At 60.5% G+C, this 24,666-nt stretch carries 22 protein-coding genes and 2 pseudogenes; 6 read left to right on the top strand and 18 right to left on the bottom strand.

The annotated features are described in order from the left end of the window. Positions 1-38: 38 nt before the first annotated feature. From JQ574_RS00315 to JQ574_RS00285, 7 genes and pseudogenes are all read right to left on the bottom strand, one after another. Complete coding sequence (locus JQ574_RS00315; protein WP_212208405.1) at positions 39-359, bottom strand: hypothetical protein; 321 nt, start codon at positions 357-359, stop codon at positions 39-41. A 205-nt stretch (positions 360-564) separates the two neighbouring features. Further along, a pseudogene (groEL, locus tag JQ574_RS00310) lies at positions 565-1,839 on the bottom strand (chaperonin GroEL). A gap of 47 nt (positions 1,840-1,886) precedes the next feature. Next, a pseudogene (groES, locus tag JQ574_RS00305) lies at positions 1,887-2,199 on the bottom strand (co-chaperone GroES). A 190-nt stretch (positions 2,200-2,389) separates the two neighbouring features. Then, positions 2,390-2,560, bottom strand: a complete 171-nt coding sequence (locus JQ574_RS00300) for a hypothetical protein (protein ID WP_212383155.1) — start codon at positions 2,558-2,560, stop codon at positions 2,390-2,392. A 118-nt stretch (positions 2,561-2,678) separates the two neighbouring features. After that, a complete protein-coding gene (locus JQ574_RS00295; protein ID WP_212383152.1) occupies positions 2,679-3,386 on the bottom strand; it encodes an ETC complex I subunit in 708 nt (235 codons plus the stop codon). 59 nt (positions 3,387-3,445) lie between these two features. Beyond that, the gene (locus tag JQ574_RS00290) at positions 3,446-3,943 is read right to left on the bottom strand and encodes an Hsp20/alpha crystallin family protein (protein WP_212208407.1); all 498 of its coding nucleotides are present in this window, start codon (positions 3,941-3,943) and stop codon (positions 3,446-3,448) included. A gap of 85 nt (positions 3,944-4,028) precedes the next feature. Continuing rightward, complete coding sequence (locus JQ574_RS00285; protein WP_212208408.1) at positions 4,029-4,481, bottom strand: Hsp20 family protein; 453 nt, start codon at positions 4,479-4,481, stop codon at positions 4,029-4,031. Between the two features lie 520 nt (positions 4,482-5,001). On the opposite strand from JQ574_RS00285, the gene JQ574_RS00280 reads away from it, so the two are divergent. From JQ574_RS00280 to gntH, 5 genes are all read left to right on the top strand, one after another. Continuing rightward, positions 5,002-5,292, top strand: coding sequence for a hypothetical protein (locus JQ574_RS00280; protein ID WP_212208409.1), 291 nt, complete (start codon positions 5,002-5,004; stop codon positions 5,290-5,292). Positions 5,293-6,332: 1,040 nt separating this feature from the next. Beyond that, positions 6,333-6,590 carry a hypothetical protein gene (locus tag JQ574_RS00275; protein WP_212208410.1) on the top strand — a complete coding sequence of 86 codons (258 nt, stop codon included), beginning with the start codon at positions 6,333-6,335 and terminating at the stop codon, positions 6,588-6,590. Between the two features lie 242 nt (positions 6,591-6,832). Next, the gene (hspD, locus tag JQ574_RS00270; protein WP_212208411.1) at positions 6,833-7,288 is read left to right on the top strand and encodes a small heat shock protein HspD; all 456 of its coding nucleotides are present in this window, start codon (positions 6,833-6,835) and stop codon (positions 7,286-7,288) included. Between the two features lie 72 nt (positions 7,289-7,360). Next, positions 7,361-7,681, top strand: a complete 321-nt coding sequence (locus JQ574_RS00265) for a hypothetical protein (RefSeq protein ID WP_212208412.1) — start codon at positions 7,361-7,363, stop codon at positions 7,679-7,681. A gap of 947 nt (positions 7,682-8,628) precedes the next feature. Next, on the top strand, positions 8,629-9,915 hold the full coding sequence (gene gntH, locus JQ574_RS00260) for a guanitoxin biosynthesis MBL fold metallo-hydrolase GntH (protein ID WP_212383149.1): 1,287 nt from the start codon (positions 8,629-8,631) through the stop codon (positions 9,913-9,915). Positions 9,916-10,211: 296 nt separating this feature from the next. Here gntH and JQ574_RS00255 read toward each other — a convergent pair whose 3' ends face one another. The 7 genes from JQ574_RS00255 to JQ574_RS00225 are packed head-to-tail and all read right to left on the bottom strand — an operon-like array spanning position 10,212 to position 17,918. After that, the gene (locus tag JQ574_RS00255; RefSeq protein WP_409363553.1) at positions 10,212-11,189 is read right to left on the bottom strand and encodes a formylglycine-generating enzyme family protein; all 978 of its coding nucleotides are present in this window, start codon (positions 11,187-11,189) and stop codon (positions 10,212-10,214) included. Positions 11,190-11,243: 54 nt separating this feature from the next. Further along, positions 11,244-12,884 (bottom strand): arylsulfatase, encoded by a 1,641-nt coding sequence (locus JQ574_RS00250; RefSeq protein ID WP_212214849.1) that lies wholly within the window; start codon positions 12,882-12,884, stop codon positions 11,244-11,246. A gap of 39 nt (positions 12,885-12,923) precedes the next feature. Continuing rightward, entirely contained in the window at positions 12,924-13,703 is a 780-nt protein-coding gene (locus tag JQ574_RS00245; RefSeq protein ID WP_212214851.1) for a GntR family transcriptional regulator, read from the bottom strand. A gap of 1 nt (position 13,704) precedes the next feature. Continuing rightward, positions 13,705-14,757 (bottom strand): ABC transporter ATP-binding protein, encoded by a 1,053-nt coding sequence (locus tag JQ574_RS00240; protein WP_212214853.1) that lies wholly within the window; start codon positions 14,755-14,757, stop codon positions 13,705-13,707. Beyond that, on the bottom strand, positions 14,754-15,593 hold the full coding sequence (locus JQ574_RS00235) for a carbohydrate ABC transporter permease (protein WP_212214854.1): 840 nt from the start codon (positions 15,591-15,593) through the stop codon (positions 14,754-14,756). The genes JQ574_RS00240 and JQ574_RS00235 overlap by 4 nt, the downstream gene beginning before the upstream one ends. Beyond that, positions 15,590-16,522: a carbohydrate ABC transporter permease gene (locus tag JQ574_RS34795; RefSeq protein ID WP_212039158.1), complete on the bottom strand. Its 933-nt coding sequence runs from the start codon at positions 16,520-16,522 to the stop codon at positions 15,590-15,592. The genes JQ574_RS00235 and JQ574_RS34795 overlap by 4 nt, the downstream gene beginning before the upstream one ends. Before the next feature lie 4 nt (positions 16,523-16,526). Then, positions 16,527-17,918 carry a sugar ABC transporter substrate-binding protein gene (locus tag JQ574_RS00225; protein WP_212214855.1) on the bottom strand — a complete coding sequence of 464 codons (1,392 nt, stop codon included), beginning with the start codon at positions 17,916-17,918 and terminating at the stop codon, positions 16,527-16,529. A 128-nt stretch (positions 17,919-18,046) separates the two neighbouring features. Between JQ574_RS00225 and JQ574_RS00220 the strand changes: the two genes are divergently transcribed. After that, a complete protein-coding gene (locus JQ574_RS00220; RefSeq protein ID WP_212214856.1) occupies positions 18,047-18,184 on the top strand; it encodes a hypothetical protein in 138 nt (45 codons plus the stop codon). Between the two features lie 1,363 nt (positions 18,185-19,547). On the opposite strand, the gene JQ574_RS00215 is transcribed toward JQ574_RS00220, so the two are convergent. The 4 genes from JQ574_RS00215 to JQ574_RS00200 form a co-directional block, all read right to left on the bottom strand. Then, a complete protein-coding gene (locus JQ574_RS00215) occupies positions 19,548-21,290 on the bottom strand; it encodes a methyl-accepting chemotaxis protein (RefSeq protein ID WP_212214866.1) in 1,743 nt (580 codons plus the stop codon). Positions 21,291-21,767: 477 nt separating this feature from the next. After that, on the bottom strand, positions 21,768-22,766 hold the full coding sequence (locus tag JQ574_RS00210) for an SIS domain-containing protein (protein WP_212214912.1): 999 nt from the start codon (positions 22,764-22,766) through the stop codon (positions 21,768-21,770). An 11-nt stretch (positions 22,767-22,777) separates the two neighbouring features. Beyond that, positions 22,778-23,722, bottom strand: coding sequence for an N-acetylmuramic acid 6-phosphate etherase (locus tag JQ574_RS00205; protein WP_212214914.1), 945 nt, complete (start codon positions 23,720-23,722; stop codon positions 22,778-22,780). Between the two features lie 19 nt (positions 23,723-23,741). After that, on the bottom strand, positions 23,742-24,665 hold the full coding sequence (locus JQ574_RS00200; RefSeq protein WP_212214868.1) for a BadF/BadG/BcrA/BcrD ATPase family protein: 924 nt from the start codon (positions 24,663-24,665) through the stop codon (positions 23,742-23,744). Position 24,666 lies beyond the last annotated feature (1 nt).

Raw genomic sequence — 24,666 nt, 5'->3', positions numbered from 1 at the left:
TGCCGGATCGAGGATGAGCTGTTTTGATCCGCTTCGTTTTAGCTCACCCTCGGGACGCCGCGCTCGTATTCCGTCGGCATGCGGAAGAAGCCGGGCCGAGCACTGTCGGGCAACAGAATAGTATCGGCCTTGAAAATCGGCGCGCTCGGCTTCCAGTTCATCCAGCGCATCGAATCCAGATAGGGAATAGGTGGAAGCGGCAGCAGATTGCCGGCACCGTCAATGGGCAGCTTCGGCGAACCGTCCATGCCCCAGGCGCCGAATGGCAGAAGCACCGTCGCCAAAGCGACCACCATTTTTCGGATGCAGCGTCCAAACGTCTCCGCACCGGCGGAGCCGAGTATGTGAGTCCTGATCATCTCATCCTCCTATCGTTGAAAAACTGATCCATGCGATCGTGAGAAGGCTGAGGGCGAACATGAGCCAATGCATTACGGTCGCCCCGCCCGTGCGCGATCGAGATTGCATGTCTGTGCTCATCTGGGTCTCCTTGTGCTTTGCGTTCCTTTCTTCTTTGGTTGGTCGTTGCCGGGGCGCGGCCGGCAGCTGCCGGCCAAAACTTGCTCAGAAGTCCATCGGCGGCGTGGCGGGCGCCGGCTCGGACTTCTTCGGCTTCTCTGCAACGAGCGCCTCTGTGGTGATGAGCAGCGCGGCCACGGAAGCCGCATCCTGCAACGCGGTGCGAACGACTTTGGCTGGATCGATCACGCCTGCCTTGGTAAGGTCCTGATATTCGCCGGTGGTGGCATTGAAGCCCCAGTTGTAGCTGGAGCTCTCAAGCAGCTTACCGACTACCAGCGAGCCGTCTTCACCCGCATTCTGCACGATCTGTCGCGCCGGCACCTGAATGGCGCGGCGCACGATATCGACTCCGGCCCTCTGGTCGGCATTCGAGATCTTGATGCCGTCAAGAGCCCTCATGGCACGCAGCAGGGAGATCGGCTGGCCACCGGTCAGGATTGCGATGTCCTCCAGCATGGCCTTGCGGCGATCCCCGAAGCCCGGTGCCTTCACCGCCGCGACCTTCAACCCGCCGCGCAGCCGGTTGACGACGAGGGTCGCGAGCGCTTCGCCTTCGACGTCCTCGGCAACCACGAGCAGCGGCTTGCCGGACTGAACGACGGCTTCGAGCAGCGGCAGCATGGACTGCAGGGTCGACAGCTTCTTCTCATGGATCAGGATGTAGGATCTTCGAACTCGACCCGCATCTTCTCGGCATTGGTGACGAAGTAGGGCGACACATAGCCGCGGTCGTACTGCATGCCTTCGACCACCTCGAGCTCGGTATCCAGGCTCTTGGCTTCCTCTACAGTGATAACGCCGTCGTTGCCGACCCTCTGCATGGCGTCGGCAAGAAAGCGGCCGATCTCGATATCGCCGTTGGCCGAGATGGTCGCGATCTGGGCGATCTCCTCGTTGGTGGTGACCTTCTTGGCGTCGGCCCTCAAATCATTGACGATGGCTTCGACGGCAAGATCGATGCCGCGCTTGAGATCCATCGGGTTCATGCCGGCGGCGACAGATTTCGCTCCTTCCTTGACGACGGCCTGGGCCAGCACGGTCGCGGTGGTGGTCCCGTCGCCAGCAAGGTCGCTCGTCTTGGAGGCGACTTCGACGCACCATCTGTGCGCCCATGTTCTCGAATTTGTCCTCCAGTTCGATCTCCTTGGCGACGGTCACGCCATCCTTGGTGATGCGCGGCGCACCGAACGATTTCTCGATCACGACGTTTCGCCCCTTCGGACCGAGGGTGACCTTGACCGCATCCGCCAGCGTATCCACTCCCCGCAGCACCCGATCACGGGCATCGGTTGAGAACTTTACCTCCTTGGCGGCCATGTTCGTTGCTCCTCTCTCTCAATGACAGACAGCTTCGCGAATTGTACTCAGGCAGCCTTCCTGGCGGAGCCGGTTTTGTCGACCGCCCAGAAGATCGCTCTCCTTCATGATCAAATAGTCCAGACCGTCGATCTTCACTTCGGTGCCCGACCACTTGCCGAACAAGACCCGGTCTCCCGGTTCGACGTCGATCGGGATCAGCTGGCCTTGCTCGCTTCTGCCCCCGGGACCCGCCGCGATGATCTCGCCTTCCTGCGGCTTTTCCTTTGCTGTGTCAGGAATGATGATGCCGCCGGCGGTCTTTTCCTCGGCATCGATGCGGCGCACGAGCACGCGGTCGTGCATTGGGCGGAAATGCATGCGCATCCTCCATGTCAGTTCGGCGATGTCCAAAAAAGCGGGTCCGGCGTTCGGCCCCGGCGAAAACGACCTAGGAAGCAAGAAACAAGCGTGCAAGAGGTCGTCGAAAAATTGTTGTCACTTTGGCCGTCTTGTTCAGCGATTCAGGACCCAAGGGATTCAGTTCGGCTCAGCAACAAACGTCATCTGGTCAACGCCGCTTCTTTTCCTGCTTCCGCTTGGCTTTCAGCACGTCCGCTTGAGTGCGATAGGCCCTTGCCAAGTTCAAAAGGTCTTCCGAGACTTCTGCATCAGCGGTCGCTCTCGCCCGCCGCTCGGCCTTGTCGGCCTGCTTTCGCAAGAATTTGGTTTCCTTTGGCATGGTGGGCCCCGCCCTGAGGAAAGCGTCAACTCTGACTATCGTTCAACATCCATGATCGCGCCACCTCTTCGAGCAGGTAGGCGAAGTGCATTGCCCTAGGCCGACCAGCGATCGAAAATCAACTCGCCTTCCTGTCGACGTGCTGGAAGGACCTTGCCGTTATCTGTGGCTCCTCTAGATCGAGCAACGCGTCGATCACCTCCTTGAGATGGGAAGGCCTCGTCAGCGACCTGCCCTTCGAATGCTCCACCTCAATCTGGTAAGCATCAAGAGCCCAGCGCCGCAGGACATCTTCCTTTCGCGTCCGCGGCAGATTGCTGTCTAGCAGCACCTGTTGCGGATCTGTGTAACTTGCGGCGGGAACAATTTCAGGCCCGGACCCGCGGCGGAACACCTCCGGTCCAAGCGTTCGCTCAATCCCTTCCAGCCTGCGGCGGCGCTGCTGGCTCGCGGTTCGGCTCTCGGCGCTCGGATTGTCCGAAACCAGTCGCGGCGTCGGCCCCTGCAGGCCTTGCACGGTAAATTGCAGGCCCTGGCGGCGAGCATATGCGATGGCCGACTCGGCGGACGGAAACGAAAGTTCGATCTGAGCAAGGGTGTCGTCGTCGCCGGTCCAGCCCATCAGCGGCTCGATGTAGGGAGCAGAGCGGCGCTCGAAACGCAGCTTCCATTGCTGGGCGCGGGCCCGGCCCGAAGTCATCGGTGAGCGGGCAGGCTTGTAGATCGTGGCCTGCGCATCCGCTGGAAATAACGACCGCGTCGACTGACCCGGGACGCCTTGACGGGCCGTAAAGTCCGAACGGGCCGATAAAGGCGAGACGTTCATCGAAGGCCTCCGTCAGGATCAGGCTGGCGGGGCGAACCCGCCCACCTTCATCCTACTGTTTATTGTTTATTTCCGTTGATTGCGATCCTTTTCACCTTCCGTTGCGCCGAAGGGAGCTTCGGCAGCGTCACGGTGAGGACCCCGTCCTTGAACGACGCGGCAACCTTGTCCTGGTCGACGTCGTCGACGGGGATGCGTCGCTCGAAACGTCCGTAGTAACGTTCGCTGAAGCGACGCTCCTTGTCTTCCGTTTCGCTCTTCTTCTCGCCGCTGATGGTCAGCATACCGTCCGTGAGTTCGATCGCCACGTCGTTCTGATCGAGACCGGGAAGTTCGGCGACAACCTTCACTTCCTTCTCCGTCTCGTTGAGTTCGACGCTCGGCCAACCCATCATCGCAGGTGAGCCGAATGAACCGATGTCGAAGCTGCGGAATGCCTCGTCGAACATACGGTTCATTTCACGGTGCAGCGCAAGAAACGGATTGCCTGTTTCATTGCCATGGACGCTCACATTGCGTGAGCCGTCTTTCCACGGAACGAGATCACGTAACGCCATTTTTGTACTCCTTTCATGGTTTCGATCTGTCGCAGCTCTCCGGCGCGCGGCTTTGCCGCGCCGGTCGCCGCTCGACAGTCCCCGTTCACGCCGCCTGCGTATTTTCGGTTTTCTGGTTATCGTTACCTGTGCCGACGATCGCGATGCGCCGCGGCTTCATCGCCTCCGGCACCTCCCGCACCAAAAGGATGCTGAGCAGGCCATTGTCGAACGTCGCGTCCTTCACCTTCATGTGCTCGGACAGATTGAAGACGCGGCAAAACGGCCGCATGCTGATTCCCTGGTGCAGGTAGTCGCCGTCTTCTTTCTCGGCCTTGCCGCCTTCGACCGTGAGCGCGGATTGCTCCGCGGTAATGGCGATCTCTTGCGGCGTGAAGCCGGGCAGTGCCAGCGAGATCCGGTACTGGTTTTCCCCGGTGCGCAGGACATCGAACGGCGGGTAGTTGTCGTCGCCGACGGTCGCGTCATTCACCAGGTTCAAGAGGTGCTCAAACCCGACAGTCGAGCGCCTAAGTGTTGGCAGATCATACGTTCTCATCACCACATCCTCCTTTGAGCAACATGGGTAGGAGCATCACCGGGATGCCCCGATGGCCTTTGCCGGACCCTGCTTTGGCATCCGGCGCCACCTTGGGTGGCTACTAAAAAACTAGGAAGCTGTGAATTGGTTTCAAGAGGGAGAAGATCCGCTCGCCGATCGGTGCGGCGGAACGACGCCGTTGGCCGGTCTTGATGCTGGACTAGCTGCGGACTTGGAGTGGCTTCTTGCGCCAGCTGCCGCGCGGCTATCGTCATTCTGATCGTACTGCTGCCGTCATGCTCAGACGGCCCTACCCACCATGATGTTCGCCGCGATGAGCGCAAACGGACAACCTGCCAGCGACTGTCCGATCGGCTTGAGACCGTCGGCGCTGGAAGGGAGATCGAGCCTTCAGTTCACCGTTCGTCGGGGCGCTCCAACTGGAAGCATGCCCAATTGCTAAAAAAGCCGAACGAAGGAACTGGTGAGGCCGATTGCGGTTTCTGAGCCAATCCCAACAAACCAACGGAGGTGTGAGATGAACTTCAGCTCGTCCATGCTCTCCCGGCTTGGCCTAGCGCTCGTCGGCTCGCTGGGGATCGGCATAAGCAGCGCATCCGCGCAGAGCTATCTCGAAACTTATGCGGAGCCCCTTCCTATCGTCGAGCCCTACCAGGTCGTGATGGCGCCCAGATACGTCGTACGACCGGCCGTCGTCGCGCCACCCGTCGTGCGTGAACGCACCATCGTGGTGAGCCGCCCAGGCTATGTGTCGACGCGCCTGGTGGGACCGCCAATGCCGCCGTCTTATGTAGTGGCCGACTGGTAACCCGGCCCGGAGCCCAACGCCCGACGGGCATTGGGTTTTGAATAGCGTTTTTGACAAGCGTTATCGTGTCGATCACGATCGCGCGGAGAAGAAGTCGGCTCGCCGGCTTTCCAAAGAAAGGAAGAAACGAACAACGGAGCCGTGAAATGCGACAACTAGTTGCAATTCTCATCTTCGTTGTGGCGGCGACTGTGGCGCAGGCCAAGCAGGACGGGGACGCTCGATCGACAGTCCGGGCCAAAGATCCGCCCAAGGCGTCCGTAACAACTCCCGACCGATTGCTTCGGCCTCAAGACGCTCGCGGCAAGACCGTCGAGTCATACCCGACATTTGCACCCGCTGGTGAGGTGGCGCTTCAAGCAGGATCGAAGGGGTGCTCAAATCCGCTCCGCAGAGAAGCGTGAAGTAACGAGGGTACAAGATTGCCGCCCACTGCAAAGCAACAACATCAGCCCCGCAAGGGGGACGGAGCACGACCCGATCGAATCGCGCTGCGTTTCTACGAGTGCTGTTCAGCCGAGGAGGTGACGACGGGGCGAGGCTCTGAGTTTATTTCCGAAGGATACGGCCGCGTTACCAGATAGATCTCGCCCGCTACCAGCATCACGACGGCGACCGCACAGCACCAGATCGTGTAGGTCGTCCATCGCCTTCGAATTTGGCTCGCTCAGGATGGAGCCATCGCCTTTGGCTATCCGCGCGAGCGCTAGTTGAGAATAACAGCGGGTCGAAAGACCTTTGGCTATCCGCGACAGGCGCCGTTGTGAACGGCGGGCGATGGCTCCGCCTCATCAAACGTCGCTCGTAAAAATTCGTTCCCTATTGTTGCTGTCGTCACCAAGGCCGTCCGTAATGCAGTGCATTCTCTGGAGACTGGTCGCTTGAATACGTTCGTTATGGCTTGAGCGTGGTTGCGATAGTCAAAGCGGAGGAGCTACAAGGGCGCAGCTTTAACAATTGTTCATCAAAATTAAATGTTAGATATTTCGCAACTCCCACCGCCGATTTCGGTTTTTTGGGTCCCAAAAAAGGAGGGACACATGAAACCAAAATCTGCTCTTGTTGGCTTACTCTCGCTCGCCGCTATTGGATTGGCGCCGCAATCGGCATCGGCCATGCCGAACGGGTTGCCGCATGCCAACCACATCTCGAAAGTCGAGCAAGTGCGCTGGGTCTGCAACCCGTGGGGCCGCTGCTGGTGGCGGCCGAACTACTATCGCTCCTACGGCTTCTACCCCGTGCCACGCTTCGGTCATCGACATTGGGGTTGGCACCATCGCGGCTGGCGCCGGTGGTAACCTTCTGGGGGCTTCGCCCCCTTTATCTTTGGCAGTGCAGCGAAGAGAGGTGGTCCCTCCGAATCAGTTTCCCTCCTAGCGCCAATTTTTTTTACCGACCCTTGAAACCAAATCCGGTTTTCATAATTCTCCAATCGCCACCGCAGGGTGGTCCGGGCGCCTTAGGGCCCGGAAAAGCAGATACGGCCACCGGTCGTGTCCGGTGCCGCTTGTAACCATTTTGCTCTTTGGAGGATCTGGCCATGCGCACTTACGACTTCTCTCCCCTTTGGCGTTCGACCATCGGCTTTGACCGCCTGTTCGACCTCGCGGAATCCGCCCAGCGGGCGACCGAGGACAATTATCCGCCCTACAACATCGAACGGCTCAGCGAGGACAGCTATCAGATATCGCTCGCGGTGGCCGGCTTCTCGCCCGACGAAATCTCGATCACCGCCGAGCAGAACGTCGTGACGATCGAAGGCAACAAACCCGAAAAGGCCGAACGTCAATTCTTGTACAGGGGTATTTCGACCCGCCACTTCAAACGCCAGTTCAACCTGGCCGATTACGTCCAGGTCAAGAACGCGTCGTTCGATAACGGTCTCCTCAAGATCGAACTGGTCCGCGAGATACCCGAGGCCATGAAGCCGCGGCGGATCGCCATCAACGGTTCCGCGCAGGCCAACGTTCACCAGCTCGACTCAAAGGCGGCCTGAGCGAGCGTCCTGCGGCGGCCCGGCTTCGTTGTCTCGGGCCGCCGCCAACTCGTCTTTTCAATGGAGGACAACATGCGGCCGACGACCGCTACCGACAACGTCTTCGACTTCCAAGCGCTCTTGCATCCTGGCACGGTCTTCGAGCATCCCAAGGACGTGGTGACTCACCCGTCGCTTACGCTGGCCGAGAAGCGGGCGATCCTAGCTGCCTGGGCTTCCGACGCTTCGGCAATCGCTTCCTGTCCCGCGCTACGTGCGCCCGAGGGACTGAAAGGGCCTGTCAGCATCGATGCTATCTTGGAGGCGCTATGCGAACTGGATGGCGGCCCTCGCAATCCGCCCGGCGGCAAGCCGAACCGCCGCTTCTCCACGTCGCGGGTGCTGGCGGCCTGAGGAGAACCCATGGAAGATATTCGCCTACCCAGGCACGCGATTGATTGTATAGAGCATCGCTGGACGAGCCGACTGCAACAGGCCGCGAAGGCCCGGAACATCGACCGAAGGAGATCCATGCAGGCGCGCCACGTGCAGAGATCGACGGATCGCCGGTGAGCGAGCCTAGAAATCCGGCGGGGCGGGGCGGCTCCCCCAATTTGCGTCAGTTGCGCGGACCGCCAGGTTGTCCGCCCCCGGCAATTGTGCTCCGCTGATTTTGGCCCGGCATCCTTTGCGATCTCGTTCCACGAAAGCTCAGCGCGCAGATCATTCGGCATGTCGCCGAACTTGCAGATCACGGTGGCGTCCCCGAAGTCGCTCATCGTGGGATCTCTGCTGAGGCTGAAGGCGATGGCCCACGACGCCGTGTCACAGCGGTGTTCGGATTGAAGCCCTCCACCGCTTCGCCGGCGACGATGCCGTCGTCGGCGGCCACGAAGGTAAGGCGACGTAAGTAGGTGACGCCGGATATCTCTCAGTCGTACCAGTCCTTTCGATCGCGCTGGACGTCGAACCGGCCGCGTGCGTCGCCGGCAGAAGCCGAATCCCGAACCCTCGATCAGCGACTTGAAAGCAGTTCGCCACGATCAGCGCCTTGACGGCTTCCCATGCATCGCTGCCGCAGGCCGAGATGGCTTGTGCAAGGCGTCGCCTGGCCAGAAGGAAATGCTGATGTCGCTCGAGGACAAGAAGCCCAAGGATACAGCCGCCAAGAAGCCGGCGCCCAGACCACAGCGGAAGGATGGAGCTGATCAGTTATTGAAATAAGGCCCTACACTAAGTCACCCAGCGTACGTAACCGCCATCAAATCGGTGTTAAAAGATACCCATTGTCGACCACAATTGACGGGCGTCGGCAACTTAAAGTTCGAGAGCTCCCGCCTGCAGCCAAGGGAGCATGCTCGATGCTTCAGTCCAATGCCATTCTGGCTTCGCTTTCAGCAGGCGACGCGTCTGCACTTGCTCCTCACCTCGACGGCATCGCACCGATGCCGTGGCTGAAGAGCGCTGCCAACTGGACCCCCGGCACGGAAGAGGTGCAGCCGGAAGAAATCCGCGTGACCTTCATGGGGAGTTCGCCCTTGCCACGACCGGGCCAAATGGGCACGTCGATCTATGTCGAGCTAGGCAATGGCGACCGCTTCATCTTCGATTTTGGCCCCGGCTCCATCGCCAACTATTTGGCCTCCCGCGTACCTCTGAACCAGATCAACGACATCTTCATCACCCACCTGCATTGGGATCATTTCGCTTCAGTGCCGTATGCCTTCGTGTTTGGCGCCTGGGGTGGCCGCTGGCACGAAACCTTCCGGATCAATGGCCCCTCCGGACGGACTCCGAAACACGGCATCAATCATATGGTGTATCATATGAAGGAGATGTTGTTTTGGCACATGGAGAACTTCAGTGCCGGTAGCCCGATCGGCAAAGGCTATGACATCGAAGTCAACGAATTTGACTACAAGAATGACGGCGGCGTGGCCTACGAAAAGAACGGTGTAAGGATCACCCACTGGCAACAATCCCATGGCAGCGATGGCGCCTCGGCCTATCGTCTTGATTGGAACGGCATGTGTGTGGCGTTCACCGGAGACGGTCGTCCCAATTCGCTGACAATAACGTACGCCAAGGGTTGCGATCTGCTGATCACCGAGATTCAGCCGGAGACGGTGGCCATCAGCTCGTTGGTGTCAGGCACCATGCCCCTCACTTCCCGCACTACCATTGATGGCTGGCATAATCCCGCCTACGCCGCTGGGTACCTCTACAATGAAGTGAAGCCGCGCCTCGCGATGGCAACTCACGTATCTTACGACGAGTACGTGATGCCGGAACTCGTGGCAGAAGTGCGCCACCATTGGAAGGGTCCGTTCCAGTTTGGTGCGCCGGATATGGTAGTTGTGAACATGACCAAGGACAAAATCTGGGTACGGGATGGCGTAGTGCCCAAGTATCCAAACATGGCGCCGCCCCAGTTCGGCGTCTCGACATCAGGCGGGCTGATCATGCCGCTGCCGCCAACAACGCGCCGAGACGTACAGTCACAGTTCATTCGTGACGCGGAAATCTCCCCTCAGAAATACTATCCGGAAGGCTATCATCCCCAGCTGATGCCCTGGTGGCCATCCGACAAGCCGATCTTTCTTCCCGAGGCGCTTGTGCCGGAGCAGATGAAGAAAAGGCCGAAGTAAGCATGCATGCTTTCGCTGATGAGCTAATCGAATAGGTCGGTAGCTTGTAACGGCACTTCTCGAACATGGCTAATCAGGGCGGGCGATGGCCGCTTCTGAGTGAAAAGCAGACTCGTTATTATTCGATTTGCGACTGGCCGCTCATGACGGATTGCGAGCGCCTGGCCGCCGACAGTGCTTACGGCTCAGCCGAGATGCTGGGGTGGCTGGTCAACGAGCGCGCGATCGAGCCGCACATTCCGGTGTTCGACAAGTCGGCCCGCGTTGGGTTCAACCGATCGCGGCGACACGCGTCATCATTTCCGCTGCTCGCTCCGAAGCTTAACGACCCGAAAACCGACATTGCTGGACGAACTTTCTGACGTGTTGGAACTGCGCGCCGCGACGCGATAGCGATTGCAATATGATTCGTGGCAAAGAAATGAGCCACCACGCAGTGAGCGATTGAGCGATGGATCACTCTGTAACGGATCGCGCGCCGCAGTGATGCGGTGATATCGGGGCGAGAAGTAATCCGCGCACCATTCCCAGACGTTTCCAGCCGCGTTGTGCAGGCCGTAGCCATTGGCAGCAAAAGCGTGGACGGGTGCGGTTCCGGCGTAACCATCGCCGGCAGTGTTGTGATTGGGAAAGTCGCCTTGCCAGATGTTGCAGCGGTGTTCGCCTGCAGGTGTCACCTCGTCGCCCCAGGGATAAGTCGACTGCTTCAGGCCGCCGCGCGCGGCCATTTCCCATTCGGCTTCGGTCGGCAGGCGCGTCCCCGACCATTGACAGTAGGCGATGGCGTCGTTCCAAGAGGCGTGCACCACCGGATGATCGAGACGATCTAGGACCGTGCTCGGCGGTCCCTCGGGCTGCGCCCAATAAGCGTGCGGCACCGGGATCCACCATGGCGTATCGGCGACCCGGCTACCGATCTGTCGCTTGAAATTCTCAGGCAGAAAGCCAGCGAAGACAAAGCTCCAGCCATACCGTTCCGCGTCCGTTGTGTATCCGGTGGCGCGGACGAAATCACCGAACTGCAGATTGCTGACCGCAAAGCACGCAATCTCAAATTCGCTGACGGTGACCTGCCGGACCGGACCTTCGCCGTCATCAGGAAACCGACTGTCTTCCGATCCCATCAGGAAGGTGCCACCGATTGGAGGGCTCCAGCGGCGAGGGACGACGGTTCGGCTCGGCTCAATCCGAGATGTTGGCGCAACAGAGCCTGTCGCTGCCGACGGATCGTCGGCAGGGCCCTGCGTGCAGCAACCAGGATTATGCTTATCCATTTCGGAATTCAGCGATGGGTATCGCGCTCCGCAGCTCGGGTTGCCAGTTACACGTTACTTCTGCTTCTCTTCTTCCCAGAAGGCGGTCCCGCCTTCCGCCTTCATCAATTCCAGAATCTTTTCGCGCGGGATGACGCCGCAACGTTTGGCCCAGGCATGATACTGCTCAGTCATGTCGCGGACACGATCCGGATGTTGCGCGGCGAGGTCGCGCATCTCGGTGCGGTCGGTCTCCATATCATAGAGTTCCCACGGCCCCGGATATTTTCGTACCAGCTTCCATTTTCCAATACGGACCGCGGCGTTGCCCTCGTGCTCCCAGAACAGCGGACCGCGACCGCCATAGGCGGAAGCAAACGATGGCACCAGGCTTTCGCCTTCGCAGGGCAGGATGGTGTTGCCGTTGTATTCCCTGGGGTAGGTCGAGCCGGTCACGTCGACGATGGTCGCCATGATATCGGGCAGTTGGCTCGGATTGTGGCGCAAGCCGCCTTTCTCCTTGATGCCGCGTGGCCAGTGCACGATGAAGGGCGTCGCAATGCCGCCTTCATGGATCCAGTGCTTGTAGAGCCGGAATGGCGTATTCGACAAATTGGCCCAAGCGGTTCCGTAACTCTGATAGGTATCCTCGGCGCCCGGCATCAGCGAAGGGTCGTTGCCGAGGCGAACCGGCTCGCCCTTGCGGGTTTTGGCCTTGGCGATCATCAACTGATCGACCAGTTCACGCGCGGTGACGCCCTGCGGAATATCTTCGGCGCAGGCGCCGTTGTCCGACAGGAAGATCAGCAGGGTGTTGTCGAGCTGACTGGTCTCTTCCAGGGCAGCAATGATGCGGCCGATGCCCTGGTCCATGCGGTCGATTTGTGCGGCATATACCTCCATGCAGCGCAAAGTCCATTCGCGGTGCTCGGCCTTGGTCCACGGTGGCTGGGTTGGATCGCGATCGGTCAATTGCCAGTTCGGATGAATGATGCCGTCATCGACCAGGCGCTTCAGCCGTTGCTCGCGCAGTTCGTCCCAGCCCGCATCGAACCTGCCTTTGTATTTGGCGATGTCCTCGTCATGGGCATGCAGCGGCCAGTGCGGCGCCGTGTAGGCGACATATTGGAAGAAAGGCGTGCCTGGGCTCGTCTGCCTATGTTGCCTGATATAGGCGACAGCCTGATCGCTAATGGCATCGGTATAGAAGAACGAAGGATCGTTCTCGGCCTCGTGCTCGATATTGTCGTTGCCGCGGGTCAGCGTATTCGGATGGTAAAAGCTACCGGCGCCGATAATGGTGCCGAAGAAATAGTCAAAGCCGCGCTGCAACGGCCATGCATCGGTCGGCTCGGTCAGGCTGGACGAAATGTGCCACTTGCCGCTGAGATAGGTCATGTAGTTGTTCTGCTTCAGAACCTCGGCAACGGTGACGCAACTCTTGTTCAGATTGCCGGCATAGCCCTCCGGTCCGTTGCTGTAGGTCAGGATGCCGATCCCGGTCTGATGCGGATGAAGCCCGGTCAGCAGCGAGGCACGCGACGGGCTGCAGCGGGCGGTGTTGTAAAACTGCGAATAGCGCAGGCCATTGGCCGCCAGCCGGTCCAGGTTGGGAGTCTGGATTTCGCCGCCGTAACAGCCGATATCGGAAAATCCCATGTCATCATTGAGAATGATCAGGATGTTGGGGCTGTCTGATGTTTTACCATTTGCCATGGTTATTGGTCCTTCGTGCAAAGTGGCGGGAGAGGGTGGTTAGGCATGACGCCTCGTCAGGTTGATGCTGAGGCGGAAATAGTCGGGCAGATAGACCGAGCGCAGCAGTTCGAGCGGACGCTCGTCCTTGCTCAGGGTCAGGCGTTCCATCGACAGCAGCGGGCTGCCGACCTTGACGCCCAGCAGCTTGGCGCTGGTCGTGTCGGCAAGCGACGCGCCGATCGTCTGGTTGGCTTCCTTGATGGCGTGTCCGAGTTCGTCCTCGAAAACGCTGTACATGATGATCGAAGTCAGGTCGCGCTTCTCGAGTTCCAGGCCGATATCCGGCGGATAGAAGGCGTGCTCGATGGCAATCGGGATATCGTCGGCGAGACGCAGGCGCTTGAGTTGCCAGACCGCGCGTTCCTTCAATTGGTCGCGGACGCCGGCATCGTGGCGATTGGTCATACCCTGTTGCAGGACCTTCGCGCCGGCCTGATAGCCGGCGTCGCGGATGGTCTCCGAAAAGCCCATCAACTTTCCGACCCAGTTTTCCGGCTGGTTGGAGCGCAGGAAGGTGCCGCGGCCCCGGGCGCGGGCGAACATGCCTTCGTTCACCAGCGGCGAGATGGCGTTGCGAATAGTGATGCGGCTGACGCCAAAATGCCGGCCGAGCTCGGCTTCGGTCATCAGGCGGCCGGTCTTGTCGATCAGTTCGCCATCCCTGACCTGGCGGCGAATGGTCTCGCGAACCTGAATGTGCAGCGGCAGGGAAGTGGCCGCAGCCGAGGACGCGGCATCGTGGATGGTCTCGGCCTTTTTGCGGATGCGCGCGGGCATTTTACAGTCGCCTTCTCGTGGCCGGGTCGAACAGATGAATGTCTTGCGGGCGGGCGGCGATCGAAATCACCGCGCCTTCGGGCGGGACGCTTTCGTCGCCGACGCGAATCCGCATCGCGGTTCCCGCGCAATCGAGGTCGAGCACCTTGGTATCGCCGAGATCTTCGATCAGCTCGACCCGGGCTTTGAGTCCGTCCGGCGCGATCCGCAGCGCGCCGGGACGAATGCCGACGACGACGTCGCGCTCGCCGGCGGCCTGCATCGCGGTCTTCAGGCGGTGACCGGCGATGATGACGTCGCCATCGGCAAGGCGGGCCGGCAACAGGTTCATCGGCGGGCTGCCGATGAAGGCGGCGACATCGATCGAATTGGGTTTTGCGAAGATTTCGGCCGGGCGGCCGACCTGTTGGATTTCGCCGGCCATGAACACCGCCATGCGGTCGGCCAGCGTCATGGCCTCTTCCTGATCATGGGTCACGTACACAGCCGTGACGCCGAGCGAGCGTTGCAATTTCTTCAGCTCGGCGCGGGTTTCCATGCGCAATTTGGCGTCGAGGTTGGAGAGGGGTTCATCGAGCAGGAACAGGCGTGCCTTGCGAACGATGGCACGCGCCAGCGCACAGCGCTGCTGCTGGCCGCCCGACAACTGGCCGGGTTTGCGATCGAGCAGATGCTCGATCTTGACCTTACGCGCGGCATCCTTCACCGCAACGTCGATCTCGGCCACCGGAAGCTTGGCCATTTCCAGCGGAAAGGCGATGTTTTCGTACACGCTCATGTGCGGGTACAGCGCGTAGCTCTGAAACACCATGGCAATGTCGCGGTCGCGCGCATCCGTGGCCGTGATGTCCCGCCCGTCGATGAAGACGCGGCCCGAGGTCGGCGCATCCAGGCCGGCCAGAATCCGCAGCGTCGTGCTCTTGCCCGAGCCGGATGGGCCGAGCAGCGCAAAGAATTCGCCGGGCTCGATGTCGAACGACACGCCCTTCAATGCGCTGAACTCGCCGTGCATCTTGACGATGTCTTCGAAACGTACCTGACCTCGACCGGTCATCGGCGGCCTCCGCCCTTGACGGCGCCAACCGTGAGGCCCTTGACGATATTCTTCTGGGCGATGATGCCGAGGATGACCACGGGCAGCATCGCCAGCACCGAGACCGCCGCGAGCTTGGCCCACAGGGTCTGTTCGACCGACACGAAATTGAACATCGCGACGGTGACTGGCCGCACGGTGTTGCCGCTCAGGACGACCGCGAACAGAAATTCGTTCCAGGCATTGAGGAATACGAATACGATGGTGACCGCGATGCCGCCGCGCACCTGCGGAATGATGATCCGCCACAGCGTCCGCATCCGGCTGGCGCCGTCGAGATAGGCGGCTTCCTCCATCTCGAAGGGAATGTCCTCGAAATAGGACACGAGCAGCCATATCGCGAACGGCAGCGAGAATGACAAATAGATCAGGATGATGCCCTGGTAGGTGTCGATCCAACCGATATTCCGCAGGATCAGGAAGTAAGGAATAATGATGCCGACCGGCGGCAGCATCTGGGTGGCGAGCACATAGAAGCCGGCGAATTTCTTGCCGCGAAAGCGCAGGCGCGCCAGCGCATAGGCGGCCGGCACCGCCATCAGCATGGTGATGACGGTAGTTCCGATCGAGATGACGAAGCTGGAGATCAGGTTCGGCAGGATCGATCCCGAGCCGAACAACACGTCGCGATAGGCTTCAAGCGTCGGCTGGAAGATCAGCTTCGGCGGATAGGCCAATACATCCTGATCGGTCTTGAGCGAGTTCAGCACGCTCCAGACGATGGGGAACACCCACGCCAGCAGGAAGATCAGCGTGATGATCATGGTCGCGACGAAGCGGAAGCGTTTCGCCGTCATTTTGCTCTCCGCAGTGCGAACAGAACGCCGGAGATCAGCAGGGTCACGATTAGCAGCGCGACGGCAAGCGCGGAGCCGTAACCGATCGACAATTCGGTAAAGGACTTCCGGTAGGCGTAGAGGTTCAGAATTTCCGTTGCGGTGCCCGGACCACCGCCTGTCACGGTGAAGATCGCGGCGAACGCTGTCAGGGCGACCATGGTCCGCATGATCACGACCATGACGATAGCAGGGCGGAGCAGGGGTAGCGTAATGCGCCGGAAGCGCTGCCATGCGCTGGCGCGGTCGAGCCGTGCGGCTTCGTAGATGTCTTCCGGGAGCGAAGCGAGGCTGGCCAGCAGCACCATGAACGCAAAGGGCGTCCACTGCCAGGTGTGGATCACGATCACCGAGATCATCGCGAGCAGGGGATCGCCGAGCCAGTTCTTGCTGCCAAGACCGGCATTGATGGCGAGGTAGTCGACGATGCCGAATTCAGGCGCCAGCATGAAGGTACGCCAGATCATGCCGACCACCGCCGGGGAAAGAACGACCGGCAGAATGGCGACGACGCGAAACCAGCCCTGGCCGCGCTTCATGTCCATCACCAGCAGCGCCAGCGCCAATCCCAGCGCGACCTGCAGCACGACGGTGGCGCCGGTATAGACCAGACTGACCAGCAGCGACGACCAGAACCGATCGTCGGTCAGCAGCGTGCGATAGTTTTCCAGTCCGACAAAGCCATCGGCGAATGGCATAGCTAGGTCCATCCGGAACGCGCTGGTTCCGATCAGGAACAGAAGCGGAAATGTCGTGGTTGCCAGCAACGCCATGAAGGCCGGCGCCAGCAATGCGGCCGCGAACCGGCGCTCACGCTGCGCCAGCACGCGGCCGAGATCGCTTGCGGCGGTCCCGGTCGCGATGCCTGCCGTCGCGGTTGCCGGCTTCACCCGGTCAGCCCCGCATCATTGGTTCGACGCGGCGCTGGGCGTCGTCGAGCGCCGCCTTGACGGTGGCCTGTCCCGACAGCGCCGACTGGATGGCGGTCGCCATGGTGTCGCCGATCGCCGGCCATTGCGGCACCCGCGGACGCCAGTCGACGTCGGTGTCGCCCTGCAGCGTGGCCATTGTTGCCTCGACGAAATTTTCGCCAAAGCCGCTCATCAGCTTGACGTATTCAGCGTCCTTCCAGATCGAGGTCCGGTTGACGCCCGAGCGCTTGGTGGGTCCGGCGAAACGGTGCGCCGTGCGTGCCTGGGTTTCCGCGCTCGCAGCCCACTGGATGAACAGCCAGGTTGCTTTCTTCTTCTTTTCGGTCTGCGCGGCATTGATCGGGAAACCCCAGTTCCAGATCGAGCTCACGCGCTTGCCGGAGGGTCCCTTCGGCCAACGGGCATAACCGACCTTGCCGATCACCTTCGACTTCTCGGGGTTGTTGATCACGGAAGCCGAGGAGTGGGCGTCGATGTAGCTTGCGAGCGTGCCTTGTGAGAAGGCATCCGCAATATCGGGCCAGTTCCAGTTGGCCGCGGCCGTTGGTGCGGACTTGCGCATCAGATCGACATACCAGGACAGCGCCTGTTCGGCTTCAGGTCCGTTTACCGTCAGCTTGCCGCCCTTGAACCATTCGCCGCCGAACTCGCGGAAGATCGAGGGATAGATGTACATATTCTGCCCCGCGCCGGCGACGCCGCGAAGCGCCGTTCCCCAGACGCGATCGTTGGGCGTGTTCAGCGCCGCGGCGTTCGAGACGAACGCCGCCAAGTCGTCGGCGGGTTTCAGGCCCTTCGCGTCGTAGAGATCCTTGCGGTAGACTTGGATGGTGACTTCGCCGTCGTAGGGCACGCCATAGAGCTTGCCATCGACGCTGTCGGCGGCGCGCCAGGCCGGAATGATGTCGTCGAATTTGAACCAGTCGGCATCGGTCAGTGATTTGTCGTTGAGGTAACTGTCGAGCGGCTCGACCCATTTGTTCGCGGCATAGAGCGAATAGTACATGGGGTCGGCGGCATGGGTGGCATAGGTGCCGGTCTTCGAGGTGAGGTCGATGACGGCCTTCTGCCGGATCTGCGCCGGCGGAATTTTCTCGAAGCGAACGTCGATTCCGGTCAGCGTCTTGAACTGCGGCGCGACCGTGATCAGGTTTTCAAAATAGCTCGCTGGGATAACTGCAACCGTGATGGTTTCGCCGGATGCCTGCTGCCAGTCGATCTTGGCCGCTTTGTAGGGCGCGAGGTCGGCCTCCTGCGCCGTGGCCTGCCGTAGTAATACCGCGGGCCCGAGGCCGATCAGCGCTGCCGTGCCCGTCTTGAGGAAAGTCCGCCGTGTTGGCCTGAATGACTCCATTTCCGTCCTCCCTGGCTCCGGCTTTTGCCGGTTAAGTTAGGACATTTGCTCAAATGTTATAACATGTCAAACTAGGCGTTTTGCGGCGCTCATGACCAGTCGCGGGGAACGAACAGGAGGAGGAAACAATGATCAAATATCTGGCGTCGCTGTCGCTCGCGGGCGCGTATCTTTCGACCGCCCCGGCACTGGCCGCAGACCCCGACATCACACATCCCGATCGCACTAATCGACCCATCGCGCTCCGACATGACCGCCGAACTTAACCGGCTTTCGGCGACGATTATCGGATTTTCGGGGACGGGCTCGATTACGGCCGAGTAGAACGCGCGCGTGGGTTTCGGGCGCAACGCCTACATCGACTCGACAAGGTAGAGGGCCGCAATCTCAACCCGATACTGAATTCGACCCTGCAGGACGTCGAGCTGAAAAAGCCAAAGGCCGAGATTGCCGAGGAGCTCCGGCGCGGCGTTCCCCCTGAACAAGTCGATCATGACTCGCAAGGCGGTCCGGGTCGCAAGCCAGGCGGACGCGCTCTTTTGCAACGTCGACACGCTCGAAGCGAGACATATAGCTGACCTAATCGGCAGCGCTTTCCTGATCCCGCTGTTCGAGGTCGGCGTGTCGATCCCCACCAAAAAGACGCCGGATGGCGGGCAGCCATCGCGGATGTCTGCGGCCGTATCGATTGTGCTCAGTCGGGCCGATCGACGTTGGGCGATCGCGGCGTCTAACGCCGGATTTGCTCCGGGCCGAGTATTTGCCGAATGCGTTCCCGGAGGCGTTTCGCGCGGAAGTTGAGGCAGGCTGAATCAATGGCATCGTCGAGGAAGCGCCGTCGGTAATCACAATCAATATGCGCGCCTCGGCAGCTTGCGCGAGTTCATCGCGCGCGCATATCCGTTCCGCTTGGATCCGAACGAGAACGGGAAAACGTCGGATGTTTCCGGTTCTCGATCTTGACCCAGGGCCGCGGACGATAGCACCACTCGCGTCTTAGACCTAGCCTCGATCGAGACCACAGGAGGACAGGAATCTCGTTGAAGTATCCAGAGTTCGGGCTGGGCGAAGAGACCCCGCCCGGCCTCAAACTTCGCAAGGGTTCGCTTTAGGGACAATTCACTAGGGTGACGCTCCGGATATGCTTGGCCTGCCTTGAGGTAGTTCCACCTCGGTACGGCGGAATGTGGGAGCGTAATTCAGATCGTATCGGCAACCGATTTTTCATGGCGCGGTAAGTCTCGTTGCGCTCGATGAGATAGTTTCCTGGCGCTCGGTCTTGAGAGGGACCTGATTGTCCACCGGGACTTGGCCGTCTCCGGTCCGATGTATATCACGCGGTCCGTTCTTCCGACGAACCAATAGACAAGGATCGCACTGACCATCAGGATGCCAACGATCGCAAGATTACGGACATCGGTGCCAGAGCACGGCTCCAAGTCAGCCGACCACGACGGGCAGGTCACCCCACAGATGGATCAGCCGACGGTGAACCCCAGAACCCGCCGTCTCAACATGCAAAGGACCGGTTCGGACTTCGATGTCATTCAGAGCCGTTTACCTTGGGGCGAGTGCGTCGCAGTCGCACTCGACAGCTCTCTCACAACAGAGTTCCGTGCCCCGCCTACTTCATACTGCGCGAACCGAACTAAGGAATTTGGAGACTTCGACTTTCAGACGATTGCTGTCGCCTGACAGCATTTGAGCGGCCGACAACACTTGAGAGGAGGCAGAGCCAGTCTCACCTGCACCCCGCTGAACATCGGTGATGTTTGCCGAAACCTGTTGGGTTCCCTGTGCGGCCTGTTGGACGTTTCTAGAAATTTCCTGCGTAGCTGCCCCCTGTTCCTCAACTGCAGCCGCGATGGTCGAGGATATTTCCGACAGTCTCTCAATGGTGCAGCTAATCTCTTTGATGGCGGTAACGGACTCTTCCGTTGCACCCTGGATGCCGGCGATCTGTTGGCTGATCTCGCCCGTAGCCTTGGCTGTCTGCTCAGCCAACGCCTTGACCTCGGAAGCCACCACCGCAAAACCGCGGCCAGCGTCACCGGCGCGCGCGGCTTCGATAGTGGCGTTGAGCGCGAGCAGGTTGGTTTGACCTGCGATGGTGTTGATGAGATCAACAACGTCACCGATCCGGCCCGCCGCCTTTGACAGCTCGCCCACGCGGTCATTAGTAACGCGGGCCTGGTCCACAGCTTCATTGGCAATCCGTGCGGATTCCTGCACCTGCCGGCTGATTTCGGTAACGGAGGAAGATAACTCCTCCGTTGCTGAGGCGACCGACTGGACATTAGCCGAGGCTTGGCCGGAGGCGGCAGCGACCGTGGTTGTTAGTTCCTGCGAACGTTCGGCGGTGGCGGTAAGCGTCACCGCTGATGCTTCAAGCTCTGTGGAGGCCGAGGAAACCGCTTCGACGATTTCGCCAACCGCGCTTTCGAACTGATCTGCAAGCTTGACCATGTCCGTCTTGCGCTGCTGCACCGCGATCTCGTCCTGCCTTCGCTTGGTCTCCGCTTCGTCGCGCGCCTTCTGCTCCGCGACGACCTTGAATTTCTCGACTGCACCGGCAATGCCGCCGACCTCGTCCTTGCGGCCGAGGCCAGGAAGTACCACGGCGAAGTTGCCCCCGGCGAGTTCATCCATCGCAGCCGTCAAGGCACGCATGGGCCTTACAATGGTCATAAAGGAGAACAGCCACGTGCCAAGCAGCATGAGCATTGCGCAGATGCCGACAGCTAGGCAAACGCGCTCGGCAGCTACCATCTCGCGAGCCGCTTCCGCATTTTCTTCTTGAACCCTGTGTTTGGCGAAATCAGCCACTTGGTTGGCAACCTGTTCCAATTCGGCGGCGATCGGCAGGGTTACTTCTCGGGCTATGCGCACCGCCTCATCGTTCAGTTTGGCGATCTTCTGGACCCCATCAGGCGATCCCGCTGTACCTGCTCCAATCGCTTCCTTCCGCAGCGCTGCAATTTGCTGCGCCCCCTTGAAATAATCGCCAGCTTTCGCCTTGAGGTGCTCTATGCGTGCCCGATTATCCGCGGAGTGCGATAGTTTAAGCATCTCATCGGCGTACGTCAGCATCGACTTCAGCCGCGCGCTCAAATACTCGTTAGCTTTCTGAAGATCCATCGGCGTGGTGGCGAGCCTAAGATCCCGAGTCCCCGTTTGCATACCGCGGATCGAAGCTTTTGCATCGATGGCATCGCGCGCGATGATCTGTTGCTCAAGGGCACTCTTGTACGTGCTCTTGATAGCACTATTGCCAATCAGCTGGCTGGCGATCATTGATCCTACCAGCAGTGCGGCGGCTACGGACGCGAGGGCGAGCTTTGTCCCGATCCGAAGATTCAGAATCCATTTCATAGTGTCCCCCATTGATGTTCAGTGGAAATGGCGCCGGAAATACCCCAACCGGGAGAACGGTGCGTTCGCTGTTTTGTGGAAGCCTACCGTCAATCTTCGAGGTTAGTCTTAACGACCGGTGGGTATAATTACGGTATGGCTCATCTAACCGCCTGAAAACATGCACGTTTCGCGTGCCATCGAAAAGCGACGCACGCCAAGATCACGCCTCTTTCTTTAAACGAGCTACTTCAGACCGCCGGGGCGACCGATCGAGTCTTGATCCAGCGGACGCATCGTGTTTGCGAAGCTGCTTTTGGGAGCTATGAAATCCTCCTGCACGAGAGTTGTTCGTCAAACTTAACTTCGCTTTTGATCAACACCATCGCTTTGATTTTTTGGACGCCAAGTCGCTGCCGCGTTGCGTTTTGGTGAGATGGCTCGCGGTTGCGAAACGTGCTCCAGCTTTCGGCCCGGCAACCAGCGATTAGTCAGCTGTCAAAACGTCTGGGTAATCTTGCTCAGGCGAGGGGGGCGATCCGGGTTAAATCCGGAAGCGCGGGCTGTGTGTTCGATCATTCGATAAGCCGGAATGAGCATGGTGATCGGGTCGGTGGCGGGATCATCCTCGGCCAACCAGGACAGCGAGCCATGCGGTCCGCCGCATAGATGTAGCGCGACCTTTTGCTTTCGCAGTTCCTCTGTCAGGGCGTCGACCGAGGCCGCCGTTTCGTCCATGAGGCGCATCATGACAACCGGCGTGCGCCATGATAGCGCGGCGCGCGGTCCATGCTGCAGCTCGGCAGCGCTCAGACCAATGGAAGGTAGGCGCAGGACTTCCGAAAGTTTGAGGGCGATCTCCCGCGCCGAGCCTAGGCCTAGGCCTCGCGCTGCCACAAACACAGCTGATGCCTTGGCGAGATCATCGGCAATCTTGAGCCAGTCGAGCGCAAGTGCGCGGTGCAGGCGCTCCGGCAGCCTGTCGAGAGCTGACCGAAGCGCAAGATCTTCCGCCAGTTCGGCAACAAGTCCGGCGCCAGCTGCCATCGAGCCTAACACGGTCTTGGTCGCGGCGACGGAGTGCTCCTGGCCGGCGTCGATCGGAATGACGAATTCCGCTTCGTCAGCCACTGGCGACGACGTCGCATTGACGATGGCGATGGTGCGGGCGCCCGCGGCGCGCGCCGACTTGGTCGCCGCGACAAGATCCGGGCTGCGCCCGGATTGCGAAATGACGATGAACAGAGCATCGCGCAGCATCAACCGTGTCCGAAATGCCGTGATCACCGAAGGGGCGCTGGGCGAAACGGGGAGACGAAGCCGCGTCTCAATAAGATATCTTAAGTAAACTCCGGCATGCCCAGAGCTTCCCCGGCCGCATACGACGCACAGGGGGACTGAGCCAATCCCAACTCGCTGTGCGATGTCGCGCGTGGCGGAGCGGGTACGAACAATTTTGGCGACGACATCTGCGCTTTCACCGATTTCGCTCGCCATCGCGGAAGTGGTCACGGCGCAACGGCTCCGCCTTGCTTGTGCGCAGCCCCTCCTTTGGGATGCCGGTCATGATCCCTGGCGAGTTCAGCAAACACTCGCCGCAGGTTGCCGTCACAGCTTTTTAAAATGGTCTCGGCATCAACCCTGTCGACGCCCAGCGCCAGAAGGCCTGCCGTCTTGATGTCTCCCTCGGCCTGCTCAAGCCAGCGTGCCGCATGCGACGGATCACATTGCGCGATTTGCGCCACCATGGCCTCGGCGCGCCGCTTCAGCTTGGCATTGGTCGGCTGCATGTTCACCATCATGCCACGGTACACCCGGCCAAGGCGCAGCATGATACCTGAGGAGATCAGGTTGAGCACAACCTTCTGCGCGGTGCCCGCCTTCATCCGCGTGGAGCCCGCGATTAGTTCGCGGCCGGTCTCGATCAGGATCGGAAACTTTGCCGACGTCAGCAGTGCGGTGCCGGGATTGTTGGCAACACCGATCGTCACTGCACCGAAAGAGCTTGCCTGCTGTAGGGCGGCGACCGTGAATGGCGTTGTCCCGCTGGCGGCCACGGCGATCACCGCGTCGTGCGGTGTGAGCCGCGTGGCATTGATCTGCGTGACCGCATCGTCGACGTCATCCTCGGCACCCTCGATGCTGGTGACGAACGCGCTGTCTCCGCCGGCGACGATGAAGCGGACGCGCTCGCTGGGCCAGGCGAAGGTCGGCATCAGCTCGGCGCCGTCCTGAACGGCCACCCGGCCCGAGGTGCCGGCTCCGATATACACAATGCGTCCATGATCACCCAGCGCCGCCTTGGCCGCTTCGGTCGCCGCAGCGATCGCGGGAAGGGCATGGCCGATCGCTGCGACTGCCGCAAGCTGGCCCTCCCACATAGCTTCCATGGCTGACGTTAGCGACCATGCATCAAGATCGGCAAAACGGGGATCGACTTCTTCGGTGGCCATTTCGTTGATCCATTCGCCATCAAACGCGGAACTGCGAAGCCTGTTCATGGTCAGTTTCTCTCTTAGGTAGGTCAAGTCGCCGTCGTGCCACCAGTAACGCGCCGGCCGCCGCATCCGCGTCAGGACACTTCAGGCGGGCGCGCAGGTCAGGCGTCAGCCAAGGCGTAATGGCATCCGCGAGCCCGCCTACCAACGAGAGCCGGTCAATTCCTCTCGCCAGGAACAGATCAAGCAGATCGCCAATGGCATCCGCCGCGCGTTCGACAACGCGACGGCCGACCGGATCGCCCTGATTGGCGTGCCGCATCACGATCGGCGCGAATGCAGCGTAGTCTGTGGCCCTGGCTTCTTCAGACCAAGCCACCGCCTGATAAGGATCATGGTCGAATGCGCCCAACACCTCTGAAAGCAACGGGGTCAGCTCGCCGCGGCGATCCGCTGCCCGCAGCGCCAGTCGAACTACCTGCAGGCCGATGTCGGCCCCGCTGCCTTCGTCCGACACGGGAAAGCCGTAACCGGCGAGACGGATTTCGCGGCCGTGGATCAGGCCGACACCGACCGAGCCGGTGCCGGCTACCACGATGGCCCCGTCCGCGCCGCTATGGGCGCCGAGACAGGCCGCCAGGCCGTCGCTGATGAAGATGACGGACGCAAAGGGATGCGCGATCTTGTTGAGCGCCGCTTCGGCGCCCCGGCGGCCAAGACCGGCAAGGCCAATTCCGGCGTGCATCCGCGCGAAATCCTCGCCCGTCAGTCCGGCCTGTGCGGCTGCCGCTTCAGTGGCCTCCATGATGGAACGCCAGGCCTTCTCGAAGCCAATTCGCGTCGTGGCAGGCCCCGAGGTGGCTAACCCGAGTACGTTGCCGTTTTCGTCCTCGATCCGGGCGCGGCAGCGGGTTCCACCGCCGTCAATGCCGAGATACATGGTACCTTTTGTTTCCATG

It is taken from the genome of Bradyrhizobium sp. AUGA SZCCT0158 (assembly GCF_018130065.1).
In the GTDB taxonomy this organism is placed as follows: Bacteria; Pseudomonadota; Alphaproteobacteria; order Rhizobiales; family Xanthobacteraceae; genus Bradyrhizobium.
The sequence above is the reverse complement of the archived record's forward strand: the minus strand, read 5'-3'. Positions and strand labels throughout refer to the sequence as shown.

What these genes read in the sequence shown, in the direction of transcription:
- JQ574_RS00275 (WP_212208410.1), top strand. Translation starts at nt 6,333, where the DNA reads ATGAAACCAAAATCTGCTCTTGTTGGCTTACTCTCGCTCGCCGCTATT.
- hspD (WP_212208411.1), top strand. Translation starts at nt 6,833, where the DNA reads ATGCGCACTTACGACTTCTCTCCCCTTTGGCGTTCGACCATCGGCTTT.
- JQ574_RS00215 (WP_212214866.1), bottom strand. Translation starts at nt 21,290, where the DNA reads ATGAAATGGATTCTGAATCTTCGGATCGGGACAAAGCTCGCCCTCGCG.
- JQ574_RS00265 (WP_212208412.1), top strand. Translation starts at nt 7,361, where the DNA reads ATGCGGCCGACGACCGCTACCGACAACGTCTTCGACTTCCAAGCGCTC.
- JQ574_RS00240 (WP_212214853.1), bottom strand. Translation starts at nt 14,757, where the DNA reads ATGACCGGTCGAGGTCAGGTACGTTTCGAAGACATCGTCAAGATGCAC.
- JQ574_RS00280 (WP_212208409.1), top strand. Translation starts at nt 5,002, where the DNA reads ATGAACTTCAGCTCGTCCATGCTCTCCCGGCTTGGCCTAGCGCTCGTC.
- JQ574_RS00210 (WP_212214912.1), bottom strand. Translation starts at nt 22,766, where the DNA reads ATGGCGAGCGAAATCGGTGAAAGCGCAGATGTCGTCGCCAAAATTGTT.
- JQ574_RS00200 (WP_212214868.1), bottom strand. Translation starts at nt 24,665, where the DNA reads ATGGAAACAAAAGGTACCATGTATCTCGGCATTGACGGCGGTGGAACC.
- JQ574_RS00245 (WP_212214851.1), bottom strand. Translation starts at nt 13,703, where the DNA reads ATGCCCGCGCGCATCCGCAAAAAGGCCGAGACCATCCACGATGCCGCG.
- JQ574_RS00295 (WP_212383152.1), bottom strand. Translation starts at nt 3,386, where the DNA reads ATGAACGTCTCGCCTTTATCGGCCCGTTCGGACTTTACGGCCCGTCAA.
- JQ574_RS00315 (WP_212208405.1), bottom strand. Translation starts at nt 359, where the DNA reads ATGATCAGGACTCACATACTCGGCTCCGCCGGTGCGGAGACGTTTGGA.
- JQ574_RS00225 (WP_212214855.1), bottom strand. Translation starts at nt 17,918, where the DNA reads ATGGAGTCATTCAGGCCAACACGGCGGACTTTCCTCAAGACGGGCACG.
- gntH (WP_212383149.1), top strand. Translation starts at nt 8,629, where the DNA reads ATGCTTCAGTCCAATGCCATTCTGGCTTCGCTTTCAGCAGGCGACGCG.
- JQ574_RS00250 (WP_212214849.1), bottom strand. Translation starts at nt 12,884, where the DNA reads ATGGCAAATGGTAAAACATCAGACAGCCCCAACATCCTGATCATTCTC.
- JQ574_RS00220 (WP_212214856.1), top strand. Translation starts at nt 18,047, where the DNA reads ATGATCAAATATCTGGCGTCGCTGTCGCTCGCGGGCGCGTATCTTTCG.
- JQ574_RS00300 (WP_212383155.1), bottom strand. Translation starts at nt 2,560, where the DNA reads ATGCCAAAGGAAACCAAATTCTTGCGAAAGCAGGCCGACAAGGCCGAG.
- JQ574_RS00235 (WP_212214854.1), bottom strand. Translation starts at nt 15,593, where the DNA reads ATGACGGCGAAACGCTTCCGCTTCGTCGCGACCATGATCATCACGCTG.
- JQ574_RS00290 (WP_212208407.1), bottom strand. Translation starts at nt 3,943, where the DNA reads ATGGCGTTACGTGATCTCGTTCCGTGGAAAGACGGCTCACGCAATGTG.
- JQ574_RS00205 (WP_212214914.1), bottom strand. Translation starts at nt 23,722, where the DNA reads ATGGCCACCGAAGAAGTCGATCCCCGTTTTGCCGATCTTGATGCATGG.
- JQ574_RS00285 (WP_212208408.1), bottom strand. Translation starts at nt 4,481, where the DNA reads ATGAGAACGTATGATCTGCCAACACTTAGGCGCTCGACTGTCGGGTTT.
- JQ574_RS00255 (WP_409363553.1), bottom strand. Translation starts at nt 11,189, where the DNA reads ATGGATAAGCATAATCCTGGTTGCTGCACGCAGGGCCCTGCCGACGAT.